This is a genomic window from Pseudomonas sp. Ors-4-3C (assembly GCF_055755035.1).
Genome location: NZ_CM146900.1, coordinates 2,737,888 through 2,752,858, shown reverse-complemented (window position 1 = coordinate 2,752,858; position 14,971 = coordinate 2,737,888). Strand labels below are relative to the sequence as shown.

At 63.0% G+C, this 14,971-nt stretch carries 12 protein-coding genes and 1 pseudogene; 10 read left to right on the top strand and 3 right to left on the bottom strand.

Annotated features, from left to right (window positions below; all coding sequences use genetic code 11):
- Positions 1-7: 7 nt before the first annotated feature.
- Positions 8-745: a TorF family putative porin gene (locus tag ACVHNU_RS12225; protein ID WP_473019840.1), complete on the bottom strand. Its 738-nt coding sequence runs from the start codon at positions 743-745 to the stop codon at positions 8-10.
- Between the two features lie 154 nt (positions 746-899).
- Positions 900-2,642: an amidohydrolase gene (locus ACVHNU_RS12220; protein WP_262143382.1), complete on the bottom strand. Its 1,743-nt coding sequence runs from the start codon at positions 2,640-2,642 to the stop codon at positions 900-902.
- Positions 2,643-2,745: 103 nt separating this feature from the next.
- Here ACVHNU_RS12220 and ACVHNU_RS12215 point away from each other — a divergent pair, with 103 nt between their 5' ends.
- From ACVHNU_RS12215 to ACVHNU_RS12180, 8 genes are all read left to right on the top strand, one after another.
- Entirely contained in the window at positions 2,746-3,663 is a 918-nt protein-coding gene (locus ACVHNU_RS12215; RefSeq protein ID WP_473019839.1) for a LysR family transcriptional regulator, read from the top strand.
- A 206-nt stretch (positions 3,664-3,869) separates the two neighbouring features.
- Positions 3,870-4,487 (top strand): transcriptional repressor LexA, encoded by a 618-nt coding sequence (gene lexA, locus ACVHNU_RS12210; RefSeq protein WP_003225601.1) that lies wholly within the window; start codon positions 3,870-3,872, stop codon positions 4,485-4,487.
- Complete coding sequence (imuA, locus tag ACVHNU_RS12205) at positions 4,487-5,104, top strand: translesion DNA synthesis-associated protein ImuA (RefSeq protein ID WP_139053725.1); 618 nt, start codon at positions 4,487-4,489, stop codon at positions 5,102-5,104. The genes lexA and imuA overlap by 1 nt, the downstream gene beginning before the upstream one ends.
- Positions 5,105-5,111: 7 nt before the next feature.
- Entirely contained in the window at positions 5,112-6,527 is a 1,416-nt protein-coding gene (locus ACVHNU_RS12200; RefSeq protein ID WP_003225598.1) for a Y-family DNA polymerase, read from the top strand.
- Positions 6,524-9,601, top strand: coding sequence for an error-prone DNA polymerase (locus ACVHNU_RS12195; protein WP_473019838.1), 3,078 nt, complete (start codon positions 6,524-6,526; stop codon positions 9,599-9,601). The genes ACVHNU_RS12200 and ACVHNU_RS12195 overlap by 4 nt, the downstream gene beginning before the upstream one ends.
- A 268-nt stretch (positions 9,602-9,869) precedes the next feature.
- Positions 9,870-10,556: a CsgG/HfaB family protein gene (locus ACVHNU_RS12190; RefSeq protein WP_262143421.1), complete on the top strand. Its 687-nt coding sequence runs from the start codon at positions 9,870-9,872 to the stop codon at positions 10,554-10,556.
- Positions 10,557-10,584: 28 nt separating this feature from the next.
- Positions 10,585-10,953 carry a DUF4810 domain-containing protein gene (locus ACVHNU_RS12185; protein ID WP_003225593.1) on the top strand — a complete coding sequence of 123 codons (369 nt, stop codon included), beginning with the start codon at positions 10,585-10,587 and terminating at the stop codon, positions 10,951-10,953.
- Complete coding sequence (locus ACVHNU_RS12180) at positions 10,950-11,609, top strand: DUF799 domain-containing protein (protein WP_003225580.1); 660 nt, start codon at positions 10,950-10,952, stop codon at positions 11,607-11,609. Before ACVHNU_RS12185 ends, ACVHNU_RS12180 begins: the two co-directional genes overlap by 4 nt.
- A gap of 150 nt (positions 11,610-11,759) precedes the next feature.
- Here ACVHNU_RS12180 and ACVHNU_RS12175 read toward each other — a convergent pair.
- Positions 11,760-11,870 (bottom strand): annotated as a pseudogene (locus ACVHNU_RS12175) (flavin reductase family protein); the annotation flags it as partial.
- Between the two features lie 90 nt (positions 11,871-11,960).
- Here ACVHNU_RS12175 and ACVHNU_RS12170 point away from each other — a divergent pair.
- Both ACVHNU_RS12170 and ACVHNU_RS12165 read left to right on the top strand, forming a co-directional pair.
- Complete coding sequence (locus ACVHNU_RS12170) at positions 11,961-12,650, top strand: GntR family transcriptional regulator (protein WP_045122485.1); 690 nt, start codon at positions 11,961-11,963, stop codon at positions 12,648-12,650.
- A 133-nt stretch (positions 12,651-12,783) separates the two neighbouring features.
- Positions 12,784-14,895, top strand: coding sequence for a hybrid sensor histidine kinase/response regulator (locus tag ACVHNU_RS12165; protein ID WP_003225578.1), 2,112 nt, complete (start codon positions 12,784-12,786; stop codon positions 14,893-14,895).
- Positions 14,896-14,971 lie beyond the last annotated feature (76 nt).

Here is a 14,971-nt window from a genome sequence, read left to right as displayed (position 1 = left end):
GTGATTTTCAGAAGGATTGACTCAGGCTGGCGACGACAGTGGCGGTGCACACATCCTTGAATCCCCAGTTGCTCAGGCACTGGCTCTGCGACAGATCGGTGTCGATGTAGCTCAGGCCCAACACCACCCCGGCCAGATTGTGGGTCAGTTTGACCTCCCATTCGCGATAGCTGTTCTCGCCATGCCCGGACGCCGAGTACAGGTGCGGGTCCTTGAAGTCCATGTTGCCGTAACGCAGTTTCAGCCCGGAATCGAACGGCAGCTCGGTTTCATAACCGACATAGGTGTAGAGCGAGCTCTGCTTGCTGTCGACCCCCGGCGCATCGCTGGAGTAATACGCCGCCAGCTTCACCCCGTAGACGCCGAGAATCCCGTAGACCTCGCTCTGGTTGAACTGGCTTTCCTTGGGGTAGGCGTACTTGAGGTAACCCAGATCGAGGCTGACGTCCTCGGTGGCCTGCCACAGCCAGCCGGCGTAGTAATCGACTTCCTGACGGGTTTTCAGACCATCGCCGAAATCGACGTTGGAGCTCCAGGCACCCGCGTACAAACCGCTGCTGTGCGTCAGGGTCAGACCGGCTTGCAGGGCCGGATCGTTTTGCGTTTGCGAGATGCCGCGGGTCCGGTAGTCGCTGGCCAGAGTCAGGTCGACCAGCAAGGCGAAGTCGTCGTTCAGGGGGATCGCGTGGCTGCTCAAGGGCAGCAAACTGGAAAAACCGAGTGCGAACAGGGGCAAGGCTTTCATGGAGAAGTCCCGGTGTTGTGATTGTTTTAGGGGCTGGACGCGAAACCTGTAGGAGTGAGCCTGCTCGCGATGACGGTATGTCATTCAACAATGAAGCCGGCTGACATACCGTCATCGCGAGCAGGCTCACTCCTACAAGGGAAAGGCAGTGTTGTTATTGGGCGGCGGTGTAGACCTGACGCCCACCAAACCAGGTTTGCAGAACCTGGGTGTCATGCAGGGCTTTTTCGTCGACGCTGAACACGTCGCGGTCGACCACGATGAAATCGGCCTGTTTGCCCGGCGTCAGCGAGCCGATCTGCTGGTCGAGGCCGATGGTCCGCGCCGCGTTGGCGGTGTAGGCGTAGAACATGGTTTCGCGGTCCAGACGCTCGTCGGCATTCAGCACCCCCAACGGGCCGACGCGGGTGATGGCCTGGGCCATGGCGTTGAACGGATTGGGCGACGACACCGGCCAGTCGCTGGCACCGGCAATCGTCGCACCCTGTTTCAGCAGCGAGTGCGCCGGGTATTGATAGCGGAAGGCGAGGGCGCTGACGTAGGGCTTGATCATGTCGGTGGTGTAGTCATCGGCGCTGGCCCACAGCAATTGCATCGAGGCGACCACGTTCAGCGGTTTGAAGCGGGCGAACTCTTTTGGGTTGACCATTTGCAGGTGGGTGATCGAGTGAGTAATGCCGCTCTGCCGATCCTTGCGCGCGCGTTCGATGCCATTGAGTGATTCCCGCACCGCACGGTCGCCGATGGCGTGGATGTGCACCAGCCAGCCGCGCTGGTCGATGGCGCTGACCAGTTCGCCGAAATGCTGCGGGTCAATCAGCAGCTCGCCCTGTTTGTGCGAGTTGCGGTACGGATCGATCATCGCCGCGCTCTGCGCCGGGTACTCGATCACGCCATCGGCGAAGATCTTGACTCCGGGCAGGGTCAGGTTGGGGATGCCCTGAAATTGCTGGCGCACCTTATCCAGCGTATCGAGATCGGCCGGCAGGCTTTTCGGGTTGGCGACCAGCAACGCTGCAACGTGCACGCTCATGTCGCCGCTTTCCGACAGCGCTTTGTAGGCCGGCAGCACGCCGACGGTTTTCTCGGTGGGTTTGAGGGCGAAGACCGGCTCGCCCGGTGCGGCGTTGGCGGCGGGGTCCATCCACGCGGTGATGCCGAGGCTGTTGTTGAAGCGCACAGCGGATTTGGCCGCGGTGAGCATATCGGCCGGGCTCGGCACCGGCATTTTCGCGGCGACCCGATCCCAACCGGCATCGACCAGAAAACCGTTGGGCTCGCCGCTGGCCAGTTTGCCGATCGTGTCTTGTTCCGCAGCGGGCAGGGTCTTGAGCAACGCCGCGTCGATGCCGGCGCGCTTGAGCATCACGTTGTTGGCCCACGCGGTGTGGTGATCGCTGCCGGTGAACACCACCGGCACGTCAGCCCATTCGCCGTGGTTGAAGGTCTTGCCCAGCGCTTCGGCCTGCGCCCAGTACGCTGAACTCATGCCGGCAATGCTCAGCACATCGCCATGTCTGGCCTTGCCGTCGTCACGCCAGGCGCGCAGGCGTTTTTCCAGTTCATCGAGGGCGACGACTTCGTCTTCCATGTTGGCCGAGACCATTTCCAGGCCACCGAAAATCGCGTGGGAATGGCTGTCGATCAAGCCAGGCATCAGCGTCTTGCCGCCGAGGTCGATGACCTGGGTGCCGGGCTCGATCAGCGCCTTGATCTGTGCGTCGCTACCGACTTTCAGCACTTTGCCGTTTTCCACGGCCAGCGCCTGCACCTCCGGTTGTGAACGATCGGCGGTGAAAATCTTGCCGTTGACCAGTACCAGATCGGTGGCGGCCATGGCTTCCATCGAGGCAAAACTTATAGCGGTAACCAACAGGCTCGGGATGAATCTTTTCATTGAAGATTTCCTTGTTATTGCGTCTGATGGCCAGATTAGTGGCTGACACTGGCCGACAGAACGCCTTCCTCACGAAAAACGTTTTTGCCTGAATGGAAAAAGCATGGACAAGCTGGGTGCACTGAAAATGTTCGTGGTCACCGCACAGCTCGGCAGTTTCAGCCGTGCGGCCGAGCAACTGGGCAAGACTCCGTCGGCCCTGACCAAAGCGGTCAATCACCTGGAAACGGAACTCGGCGCGCGACTGTTCGAGCGCAGCACACGGCGGATTCTGCTCACCGAAATCGGCCGGGTCTATCTGGAAACCGCGCGGCTGGTGTTGCAGCGGCTGGAGGAGGCCAGCGAGGAAATCGAGCAGTTGCAGCACGGTCTGCGCGGCAGCCTGAAAATCACCGCACCGCTGGCGTACGGGCGAGCGTTTCTCGATCAGGTGTGCGACGGCTTTTTGCAGCAATACCCGCAGATCAGCCTGCAAGTGGATCTGTGCGACGCGTTCGTCAATCTGCTGGAAAGCGGCTATGACCTGGCCTTGCGCGAAGGCCATGACGACCTGCCGGGGCTGATTGCCCGGGTGGTCGGCAGCAACCGTCTGGCCTTGTGCGGCAGCCCGGACTATCTGGCGCGCAAAGGGTTGCCGGTCACCCCGCAAACCCTCGAACAGCATGAATGGCTGCTGTATCAGCATCCGTTGCTCAGCCGCGAGTTCTGGTGGGCCGAACGCGACGGCCAGCGCCTGAGCCTGGCGCAACCGACGGCGCCGCGCTTGCGCAGCGACAATTACGACCTGTTGCTGGCCAGCGCGCTGGCCGGATGCGGCTTGCTGCACACGCCGCTGTGGAGCGCCGCGCCGTACATTGCCGATGGGCGTCTGGTGCGGGTCATGGCTGACTATGAAATCGACCCCGACACCTTCGGCCCGCACATTCTCGCGGTGTACCCGAGCCATCGACGGGCCACGGCCAAGGTCGTCGCATTCATCGATTACATCGCCTCCTTCCTCGCCGAACGTGGCCTCAACTGACACCCCGTTCCCCTGTAGGAGCTGCCGCAGGCTGCGATCTTTAAAAAGATCAAAAGATCGCAGCCTTCGGCAGCTCCTACACAGTCCCGAGTCGCCTCCTTTTTAGGAGCTGCCGAGTGAAACGAGGCTGCGATCTTTTGATCTTTGTGGAAGGTCGGCTTGGGCCGACTGGCGGTGCTTGTCAGTAAAATCCCACAGGAGTACAAATGTACTCCATGACCAATTTGACTCCCCGCCGTACCGCCATCCTGACCTTTATCCGCGAACGCATCGCCGAACACGGTCAGCCCCCAAGCCTCGCTGAAATCAGCGAGGCTTTTGGTTTTGCCTCGCGCAGCGTGGCGCGCAAGCATGTGCTGGCGCTTACCGAAGCCGGGTTTATCGAGGTCAATCCGCATCAGGCCCGGGGCATTCGCCTGCTCGGGCAGCCGGCGCGGCCGGAGCTCCTGGATATTCCGGTGCTCGGCCGGGTGGCCGCCGGTGCGCCGATCGGTGCCGATGCCGATATCCATAGCCGCTTGATGCTCGACCCGGCGCTGTTCTCCCGTACCCCCGACTACATGCTGCGGGTGCAGGGCGATTCGATGATCGAGGACGGCATTCTCGACGGCGATCTGGTCGGCGTGCGGCGCAATCCCGAAGCGCTCAACGGCCAGATCGTCGTGGCGCGGCTCGACGGTGAAGTGACGATCAAACGCTTCGAGCGCGTCGGCGATGAGGTCCGGCTGTTGCCGCGCAACCCGGCGTACCAGCCGATTGTCGTGCGCGATGATCAGGACCTGGCCATCGAAGGCGTGTTCTGCGGTCTGGTGAGGCAAGGCTGATGGGCGCCGTCGTTGCACTCGATACGCTGTTCAATGGCGGCCAGGTCTGGAAGGGCCGGCCTGCGCCGCCGACGGCCAGCCCGCAACCCACCGGCCATGCCGCGCTGGATGCGGCACTGCCCAGCGGTGGCTGGCCGGAAGCGGCGCTGAGCGAAATCCTCCTGGCCGGCCCCGGGGTCGGCGAGCTGCAACTGGTGTGGCCGACGCTGGCGCGGCTGTCGGCGGCGGGCGAGCGCATCGTGCTGGTGGCACCACCGTTCGTGCCGTACCCGCAGGCGTGGGCGAACGCCGGGGTCGATCTGCGTCAGTTGTCGGTGATTCAGGCCAGCGAGCGCGATGCCTTGTGGGCGGCGGAACAATGCCTGCGCTCGGGCAGTTGCGGTGCGGTGCTGTGCTGGCCGCACAAGGCCGATGACCGCGCGTTGCGGCGCTTGCAGGTGGCGGCGGAAACCGGCCAGACCCTGGCGTTTGCCTGGCGCCCGTTGAGCGAGGCGATCAATCCGTCGCCGGCCGCGTTGCGCATCGCCATCGACGCCAGACCGGCCCAGTTGCGCGTGCTCAAGTGCCGTGGCGGACTGGCGCGCACGGCGCCGATTGCGTTTGCCGTGGGGCACTGAGGTCGTCATGCGCTGGGTGTGTATTCTGTTCCCGCAATTGGCCCTCGACGCGGTGCTGCGTCAGCGTGCCGATCCCGCTGAGCCGTTGGTGCTGCTCAGTGGCCCGGCCCAGCGCCGGGTGCTGCAAGCGGTCAATCCGGCGGCGCGTCAACTCGGCCTGCGCGCCGGTCAGTCGATGACCGCGGCGCAAGCCCTGAGCAAAGGCTTTGCCACCGCCGATTACGACCTCGCCGAGGTCGAGCGCTGGCAGCAGTTTCTCGCCGCGTGGGCTTACCGGTTCAGCGCGCAGGTCAGCGTGCATTACCCGCGCACCGTGGTGTTCGAGATCGAGTCGAGCCTGGGTCTGTTCGGCTCCTGGGCGCAGTTCGAAGCGCGGCTGCGCAAGGAACTGACTGAACTGGGTTTCCGCCATCGCATCGTCGCCGCGCCCAATCCGGTGGCGGCGCGGGTGCTGGCCAACGCCTACGACGGCCTCGTCGTACCGGACGGCGAAGCCCTGCAGCATCACCTCGGGCAGTTGCCTGTCGACCGCGTCGGGCTGGAACCGCAGGTCGCCACCGCGCTGACGCGTATGGGCCTGCGCAACCTGAACCAACTGCAGAGCCTGCCGCGTCAGGCCCTGGCCCGGCGCTTCGAAGCGTCGATGCTCAAGCATCTCGACACCCTGTTCGGCGCACGGCCGCTGGCCTTGGCGTTCTATCTGCCGCCGGATCGTTTCGATGTGCGCATCGAACTCAATTTCGACGTGCAATCCCATCAGGCGCTGCTGTTCCCGTTACGCCGCTTGACCGCGGACCTGTCGGCGTTCCTCTGCGGGCGTGACAGCGGCGTGCAGCGTTTCGACCTGCATCTGGAACACGCCGGGCTGCCGGACACGCTGATCAAGGTCGGCCTGCTCAGCGCCGAGCGCGATCCGGCGATGCTTTTCGAGCTGGCCCGTGGACGACTGGAGCAAGTCCAGGTCGAGGCCCCGGTGCGTGGCTTCCGCCTGCGTGCCGAAGATCTGCCGAGTTTTGTGCCGCAGTGTCAGGAACTGTTCGATGACCGTCCGCAACAGACCTTGCCCTGGGAGCAATTGCGCGAACGCCTGCGCGCGCGGCTCGGCGATGAGGCGGTGCAGGGCCTGCGCTTCCAGGCCGACCATCGCCCGGAATGCGCCTGGCAGAACGCTGTCGACAAGCAACGTTGCACAGGTTTACCGAGCGTGCAGCGCCCGGGCTGGCTGCTCGGCGAGCCGCAGAGTGTGCCGGAAGGTTCGGCGCGAATCCTCATGGGCCCGGAGCGCATCGAATCCGGCTGGTGGGACGGTGACGATGTGCGTCGCGATTACTACCTGATCCAGAACCGTGCCGGTCAGCAGGGCTGGGCCTATCGGGCCGTGGGCGAGGGCGGTCCGTTGTGGCTGCAGGGCTGGTTTGCATGAGCCACGACTATGCCGAGCTGCACTGCCTGTCGAACTTCAGTTTCCAGCGCGGCGCCTCCAGTGCCCTTGAGCTGTTCCAGCGGGCGAAAAAGCACGGCTATCAGGCGCTGGCGATCACCGATGAGTGCACGCTGGCCGGGATCGTTCGCGCCTGGCAAGCGGCGAAATCGGTTGAACTGCCGCTGATCATCGGCAGCGAAATCCGCATCGACAACGGCCCGAAACTGGTACTGCTGGTGGAGAACCTTGCGGGCTATCAGGCCTTGTGCGGCTTGATCACTCAGGCCCGACGGCGTACGCAGAAGGGCCAGTACCAAGTGCTGCGCGAGGACTTCAGCGAGCCGTTGCCGGGTTTGCTCACGCTGTGGGTGCCGGACAGCGTCGATGACGTGGAGGAGGGGCGCTGGCTGAAGCAGACCTTCGGCCAGCGCCTGTATCTGGCGGTGCAGCTGCATCGCGGGCAGGACGACCAGCGTCGGTTGGCGGCCCTGCTGAACCTGGCCGATCAGTTGCAGATTCTCGCCGTGGCCAGCGGCGATGTGCACATGCACGCCCGTGGCCGGCGCGCCCTGCAGGACACCATGACCGCGATCCGCCATCACGTCCCGGTGGCCGAGGCCGGGTTGCGCCTGCACCCCAACGGCGAGCGGCACCTGCGCAGCCTCGACGTGTTGCGCGAGCTGTATCCGCAAGCGTTGCTCGACACCTCGGTGCAACTGGCGCGGCGCTGCACTTTCGAGCTGAGCGAGTTGCGCTATCAATATCCGAAAGAGCTGGTGCCAGAGGGTCACACCGGCAGTTCCTGGCTACGTCAGCTGACTAAAGAGGGCATCGCCTGGCGCTGGAAAAAAGGCGCGCCCTTCAAGGTGCTGAGGCAGATCAACAAGGAACTGAAGCTGATCGCCGAACTCGGCTACGAAAGCTACTTTCTCACCGTGCACGACGTGGTGCGCTTTGCCCGCGATCAGCAGATTCTCTGTCAGGGCCGCGGTTCGGCGGCCAATTCGGCGGTGTGTTATGCCTTGGGCATCACCGAGATCGATCCGGATCGCACCACGCTGCTGTTCGAGCGTTTCATGTCGAAAGAGCGTAACGAGCCGCCGGACATCGACGTCGACTTCGAGCACGAACGCCGTGAAGAAGTCCTGCAATACGTGTTCCGCCGTTATGGCCGGCGGCGTGCGGCGCTGACGGCGGTGGTCAGCACCTACCACGCCGCCGGGGCGGTGCGTGATGTGGCCAAGGCCCTCGGTCTGCCGCCGGATCAGATCAATGCGCTGGCCGATTGCTGTGGCCACTGGAGCGACGAAACACCGCCGCTGGCGCGTTTGCTGGAAGGCGGTTTCGACCCCGACAGCCCGGTGCTGCGTCGGGTGCTGAGCCTGACCGGGCAACTGATCGGCTTCCCCCGGCACTTGTCGCAGCATCCTGGCGGCTTCGTGATTTCCGAGCAGCCGCTGGACACGCTGGTGCCGGTGGAAAACGCCGCCATGGCCGAGCGCACGATCATTCAGTGGGACAAGGACGACCTCGATGCGGTCGGGCTGCTCAAGGTCGATATCCTCGCCCTCGGCATGCTCAGTGCCATCCGCCGTTGCTTCGACTTGTTGCGTCGTCACCGGCATCTGGATCTGAGCCTGGCGACGATTCCAGACAAAGACAAACCGACCTACGAGATGATCAGCCGCGCCGACACCATCGGCGTGTTTCAGATCGAGTCGCGGGCGCAGATGTCGATGCTGCCGCGGCTGAAACCGGCGAAGTTTTACGATCTGGTGATTGAAGTGGCGATCGTCCGCCCAGGGCCGATTCAGGGCGGGATGGTTCATCCGTACCTGCGCCGACGCAACAAGGAAGAAACGGAAACCTATCCCTCGCCGGAACTTGAAGTGGTGCTCAAACGCACCCTCGGCGTGCCGCTGTTTCAGGAACAGGTGATGCAGATCGCTATCGTTGCGGCCGACTACAGCCCCGGCGAGGCCGATCAGTTGCGTCGCTCGATGGCCGCGTGGAAACGCCACGGCGGCCTGGAGCCGCATAAGGAGCGCCTCGCCGCCGGCATGAAGAAAAACGGCTACACCGAGGAATTCGCCGCGCAGATCTTCGAGCAGATCAAGGGTTTTGGCAGCTATGGATTTCCCGAGTCCCACGCCGCCAGTTTCGCCTTGCTGACTTATGCCAGTTGTTGGCTCAAGTGCCACGAACCGGCGGCGTTTGCCTGCGCGTTGATCAACAGTTGGCCGATGGGTTTTTACAGCCCGGATCAGATCCTTCAGGACGCCCGTCGGCATCAGTTGCAGATCCGTCCGGTGGACGTGCGCGCCAGCGACTGGGATTGCAGCCTGGAACCGATCAGCGGCGCGCAGCCGGCGATCCGCATGGGCCTGCGCATGATCAAGGGCTTTCGCGAGGATGACGCCCGGCGCATCGAAGCGGCGCGGGCGCGCGGGGCGTTTGCCGATGTCGCCGATCTGGGCGAGCGGGCCGCGCTCGACAGTCGCGCCCAGGCGCTGTTGGCTGACTCCGGCGCGTTGCGCGGCATGGCCGGGCATCGGCATCGCGCACGCTGGGAAGTGGCCGGGGTGCAGAAACAACTGGGCCTGTTTGCCGGGTTGCCGAGTCAGGAAGAGCCCGATGTGCTGCTGCCCAAACCGAGTGTCGGCGAGGACCTGCAAGCCGATTACGCGACCATCGGCACCACGCTGGGGCCGCATCCGCTGGCGCTGTTGCGCGGCGAGCTGAAGGCGCGACGTTGCCGCAGTTCGCGGGAGTTGCTGGACGTCGAACACGGTCGGCCGGTGAGCGTCGCCGGGCTGGTCACCGGGCGGCAGCGACCGGGCACTGCCAGCGGCGTGACTTTCGTCACCCTCGAAGACGAGTTCGGCAACGTCAACGTGGTGGTCTGGCGCGATCTGGCCGAGCGTCAGCGTCAGGTGCTGGTCGGCTCGCAACTGCTCAGGGTCGATGGCCGCTGGGAGCGCGAGGGCGAAGTGAGGCATTTGATCGCCGGACGGCTGAGCGACCTGAGTCCGCTGCTGGATGGCATTCGCGTGCAGAGCCGCGATTTTCACTAAACCCAGAACACCACAAATCCCCCCTGTGGGAGCGGGCTTGCTCGCGAAGACGGTGTGTCAGTCAGCACAAATGTCTCTGACAGAACGCCTTCGCGAGCAAGCCCGCTCCCACAGGGGATTTGTGTGCGTCCAGACAAGCCAATTCATTGGCGTCAAAAATATCTGTCGCCAATGATGGCACTTTGTCATAATGCCGCCCCTTTTCCGCTCCCCATCGCCTTGCCGTGCCGGGACACACCGTTTTTTTCAGAAGGAATGCACAGTGAGAATGATCTCCCGGATGTTGGTCTCAGGCGTTGCGATTGCCGTGCTCGGCACTATCGCCGGCTCCCTTGCCGGCTGCGCCACCGAAAGCTCCCGCGCACTGCCGGTGGCCAAGGTCGAGAGCGCCACGCAAGCCTGGACCGGTGCTCGCGTACCGATGGCGGTGGGCAAGTTCGATAACCGCTCCAGCTACATGCGCGGGATCTTCTCCGATGGTGTTGATCGTCTCGGTGGCCAGGCCAAGACCATCCTGATCACTCACTTGCAGCAGACCAACCGTTTCTCGGTACTGGATCGCGACAACATGGGCGAGATCCAGCAGGAAGCCGCGATCAAGGGCCAGGCCCAGCGCCTCAAGGGTGCCGACTACGTGGTCACCGGTGACGTCACCGAGTTCGGCCGCAAGGAAACCGGCGACCATCAGCTGTTCGGCATTCTCGGCCGTGGCAAGACCCAGGTTGCCTACGCCAAGGTCAACCTGAACATCGTCAATATCAGCACGTCCGAAGTGGTGTATTCGACCCAGGGCGCTGGCGAGTACGCCTTGTCCAACCGCGAAATCATCGGCTTCGGCGGCACCGCTGCCTACGACTCCACCCTCAACGGCAAAGTCCTCGATCTGGCCATGCGCGAGGCGATCAATCGTCTGGTTGATGGCATGAACGCCGGTGCCTGGAAACCGGGTAACTGATCGCTATTCATTGCAAGGAGCAACACCCATGAATCTGACTTTGTCGCGGTCGCTGCTGGCCCTGACGCTGGCCGCCAGCGCCTTGCTGGCCGGTTGCAGCAGCCCGAAAACCCTGTACCAGTGGGAAGACTACCAACCGCAGGTTTACGAATACTTCAAAGGCGAAGAGCCAAAAGAAGCCCAGGCCGAAGTGCTGGAGCGCGACCTGCAGAAGATCCGTTCCACCGGCAAGGCCGTACCGCCGGGTTACCACGCGCACCTGGGCCTGCTGTACCTGAGCATGGGCAAGGACGATCAGATGGTGCAGCAGTTCCGCACCGAGAAAGCGCTGTTCCCCGAGTCCGGCCCGTACATGGATTTTCTGCTTAAAAACGCCAAGACCGGAGACGCCAAATGATCTCGCGTACCCTTAAACTGCTGGCCGCCGGATTGGCCCTGACCGTACTCGGTGGCTGCGTCGCACCGAAAACCGTCGACTATTCGGCGTACAAACAGGCGCGCCCGAAGACCATTCTGGTGCTGCCACCGCTGAACACCTCGCCGGACGTCAAGGCTTCCTACAGCTTGCTGTCGCAGGTGACGTTCCCATTGGCCGAAGCCGGTTACTACGTGCTGCCGATCACCCTGGTGGACGAAACTTTCCGCCAGAACGGCCTGACCACGCCGGATGACATTCATCAGGCACCGGCCAACAAGCTGAAGGAAATCTTCGGCGCCGACGCTGCGCTGTACATCACCGTGACCGAGTACGGCACGCGCTACATGGTCATCAGCAGCGAAACCGCCGTGACCGCCACCGCCAGACTGGTGGATCTGAAATCCGGCACCACGCTGTGGACCGGTTCGGCACGGGCGTCGAGCGAAGAGGGCGGCAACAACAGTGGTGGCGGCCTGGTCGGCATGCTGATCACCGCCGCGGTAAAGCAGGTGATCAACAGTTCGACCGATGCCGGATACCCGATTGCCGGCGTGGCGAGCAATCGCCTGTTGTCGGCCGGTCAGCGCGCAGGCCTGCTGTATGGCCCGCGTTCGCCGAAGTACGGTACTGACTGACAATTACCGGCACGCCTGAAATCTCCTGTGGGAGCGGGCTTGCTCGCGAAAGCGGTGTGTCAGCCACTTATTTGCCAACTGACACACCGCTTTCGCGAGCAAGCCCGCTCCCACAAGGGGAAGGCATTTCTCAGCCGATTTATTTGGCGTCGGCCAAAACCGCTCGCCAACGCCCGGTGCTTCCGTCCACGCTTGCAATGAGCGGGTCGGCAAATCGAAATCATCCCGCCGACCAATCGTATCCAGACCCTGCATCTCGACGCCGAAGGCGATATCCTGCGCCACACTTATCTGTGCAACGGCGCATAACGCTGGAACACCGTGTTCGCCCGAGGCTAAAGGAGTGTTCGAATGACCGAGAAGAAACTGGAAACCACGGTCGACCGCGTCTACCAAGGGATTTACCAGGCGATCAGCAAGCGTTCGCTGCGTCCGGGGATGAAGCTGGGCGAAGCGTCGCTGGCCGAACTGTTCAATGTCAGCCGCACGTCGGTACGCGCCGCGCTCAAGCAACTGGAAGCCGAGGGGCTGGTCACCACCGAACCCAATAAAGGTGCATCGGTGTCGCTGCCGAGCAACGAAGAGATCCGCTCGCTGTTCGAAACCCGTCGGCTGATCGAGATCGGTATGGTCACCGAACTCTGTCGCCGCAAGGACACCGCCGCCATGCAGGTCCTGCGTGAGCACCTGCTACTGGAAGACGCAGCCCACGCGGCGGGCGATCACGAGCAACTGATTTACCTGCTCGGCGAGTTCCACCTCAAACTGGCGCGCAGCCTCAATAACCCGGTGCTGCTCGACTGGTTCCAGAAGCTGATTTCCCGCGCCTCGCTGTACGTCGCCGCGCTGGATGACGACAGCCATGAAGCCTGCCGCGACAACGAACATTTGCGCCTGATCGAATACATTGAAGCGGGTGACCAGAGCGCCGCCATCGAACTGACCTGCACGCATTTGAACGGCATCGAGAAGGCGATTCTCGACGTCGCGGCGAAGATGAAAACTGGCTACCATCCGCTCAAGCACCTGATCGGGGTTTAAAGCCGAATCGGGTGTGAAATCGGCTATAACCTAATGAAACCATTACGGCCGGTGACGCTCGAAACAGACGGGCGTCGCGGCGTTCTGCCGTCGCGATGTATCGGGCAAACACCACAGGACACCGAGTCAATCGATGCAGTTTTTATCCGATAGCCACGGTTGTGAGGGCTGGAAAGGCGAGATGGCCGGGCGCATTTGTGCGTTCGACTGGAGTCAGACCGAACTCGGCCCGCTGGACGCCTGGCCCGCCAGTCTGTGCAGCGCCGTGCAGTTGATGCTGGCGTCCCCCTTGCCGATGGTGATGCTCTGGGGTCGCGCCGGCTACATGATCTACAACGACGCCTACTCGCAGTTTGCCGGTGGCCGCCACCCGTATCTGCTGGGGGTGCCGGTGGAACTGGGCTGGCCGGAAGTCGCCGAATTCAATCGGCATGTGGTCGATACCTGTCTGGCGGGTGGCACCTTGTCGTTTCGCAACAAGGAACTGGTGCTGTTGCGTGATGGCGTGCCCGAAGACGTCTGGATGGATCTGTATTACAGCCCGGTGGCGAACGATGACGGTGTGCCGGCCGGGGTAATGGCGATGGTGGTCGAGACCACCGACTTAGTGCGCTCCGAGCGCCTGCGTCAGGCGGCTGAAGATGCCTATCGCGCCGACAACGAGCGGGTGCGTCTGGCACTCAATGCCGGGGCTTTACTTGGCTCGTTTGTCTGGGATGTGAAGAACAATGTGTTGTCGGCGGACGAGCGTTTCGCCCGCACGTTTTCGTATCCACCGGGTCAGGACCTGAGCAATCTGCCGCAGTCCTACTGCGAAGCGCGGATCCACGCGGATGATCTGGCGTGGGTGAATGATCGGGTCAGCCATTCGCTGCAGACCGGTGAGCCCTACAACGCCGAGTACCGGGTACAGCGCCCGGACGGCAGTTATCTGTGGGTGCTGGCCAGCGGCGCCTGCGAGTTCGATGAACACGGTTCGCCGTTTCGATTCCCCGGGGTGTTGATCGACATTCACGAGCGCAAGAACGCCGAAGAGTCCCTGCTCAAATTCACCCGCAACCTCGAACAGCGTGTGGCCGATGAAGTCGGGGCGCGGCTGGCGGCCGAGGAGCAATTGCGTCAGTCGCAGAAGCTCGAAGCCATCGGCGGACTGACCGGCGGCGTGGCCCACGACTTCAACAACCTGCTGCAGGTGATCGCCGGCAATCTGCACCTGCTGGCGCGGCATGAGCCGGACAATGCCAACGTGCAACGGCGGGTCAGCGCGTCGCTGGCGGCGGTCGAGCGTGGGGCCAAGCTGTCGTCGCAATTGCTCGCCTTCGCCCGGCGTCAGCCGTTGTCACCGGCGGTCTGCGATCCACGGCAGATCTTCGATGGTGTTGGCGAACTGCTGCAACGCGCCCTCGGTGAGACCATTCAAATCGACGTGCAGTTGCCGCATGAGCCGTGGCACATCAACGTCGACCGCAATCAACTGGAAAACGCCATTCTCAACCTTGCTATCAACGCCCGGGACGCGATGAAGGGCGAGGGCACCATTGTCCTCAGCGCCGTCAATACTCGGCTGGACAGCAGCTTTTGCACCGGCAAAGGCATCGTTGCCGGCGATTTCGTGCGGGTGATGGTCAGCGATACCGGCGTCGGCATTGCACCGCAAATGCTCGAGCAAGTGTTCGAGCCGTTCTTCACCACCAAGGCCGATGGTCAGGGCACCGGGCTCGGTTTGAGCATGGTGTTCGGCTTCGTCAAACAGAGTGGCGGCCACGTCGAGATCGAAAGCACCGTGGGCGAAGGCACTCGGGTGCAATTGTTCTTTCCGCGCAGCCTGCGCCCGATCCTCGAAGAGTCACCGAGCCTCGGCAAGCAGCAGGGTGGCGGCCATGAAACCATTCTGGTGGTCGAGGACAACGACGCGGTGCGCGCCTCGGCCGTGGAGTTGCTGCGCGAAGAGGGTTACCGCGTGCTGACCGCCGGCAATGGCGACGTGGCGATGCAGATGCTGCTGGACGGCGCGAAGGTGGATCTGATTTTCACCGATGTGGTGATGCCGGGGCTGATCAAAAGTTCTGATCTGGCCGCGTGGGCCAAGGTGCAGAGGCCAGCAGTGGCGGTGCTGTTCACCTCCGGCCACACCCGCGACATCATCTCGCGCAACCACCAGTTGAGCCCGGACACGCACTTGCTGGGCAAACCGTATGGCCCACAGGCGTTGTTGCAGATGATTCGCTCGGTGCTCAGTGCCTGACTGGCTAATGCCCAATTCCCTGTGGCGAGGGAGCTTGCTCCCGCTCGGCTGCGCAGCAGTCGTAAACCCGGGAACC

Bases quoted from the DNA above. Each gene is read 5' to 3' on its own strand.
- ACVHNU_RS12165 (WP_003225578.1), top strand. From the start codon at position 12,784: ATGCAGTTTTTATCCGATAGCCACGGTTGTGAGGGCTGGAAAGGCGAG.
- ACVHNU_RS12220 (WP_262143382.1), bottom strand. From the start codon at position 2,642: ATGAAAAGATTCATCCCGAGCCTGTTGGTTACCGCTATAAGTTTTGCC.
- ACVHNU_RS12180 (WP_003225580.1), top strand. From the start codon at position 10,950: ATGATCTCGCGTACCCTTAAACTGCTGGCCGCCGGATTGGCCCTGACC.
- ACVHNU_RS12200 (WP_003225598.1), top strand. From the start codon at position 5,112: ATGCGCTGGGTGTGTATTCTGTTCCCGCAATTGGCCCTCGACGCGGTG.
- ACVHNU_RS12195 (WP_473019838.1), top strand. From the start codon at position 6,524: ATGAGCCACGACTATGCCGAGCTGCACTGCCTGTCGAACTTCAGTTTC.
- ACVHNU_RS12225 (WP_473019840.1), bottom strand. From the start codon at position 745: ATGAAAGCCTTGCCCCTGTTCGCACTCGGTTTTTCCAGTTTGCTGCCC.
- ACVHNU_RS12185 (WP_003225593.1), top strand. From the start codon at position 10,585: ATGAATCTGACTTTGTCGCGGTCGCTGCTGGCCCTGACGCTGGCCGCC.
- imuA (WP_139053725.1), top strand. From the start codon at position 4,487: ATGGGCGCCGTCGTTGCACTCGATACGCTGTTCAATGGCGGCCAGGTC.
- ACVHNU_RS12190 (WP_262143421.1), top strand. From the start codon at position 9,870: ATGATCTCCCGGATGTTGGTCTCAGGCGTTGCGATTGCCGTGCTCGGC.
- lexA (WP_003225601.1), top strand. From the start codon at position 3,870: ATGTACTCCATGACCAATTTGACTCCCCGCCGTACCGCCATCCTGACC.
- ACVHNU_RS12215 (WP_473019839.1), top strand. From the start codon at position 2,746: ATGGACAAGCTGGGTGCACTGAAAATGTTCGTGGTCACCGCACAGCTC.
- ACVHNU_RS12170 (WP_045122485.1), top strand. From the start codon at position 11,961: ATGACCGAGAAGAAACTGGAAACCACGGTCGACCGCGTCTACCAAGGG.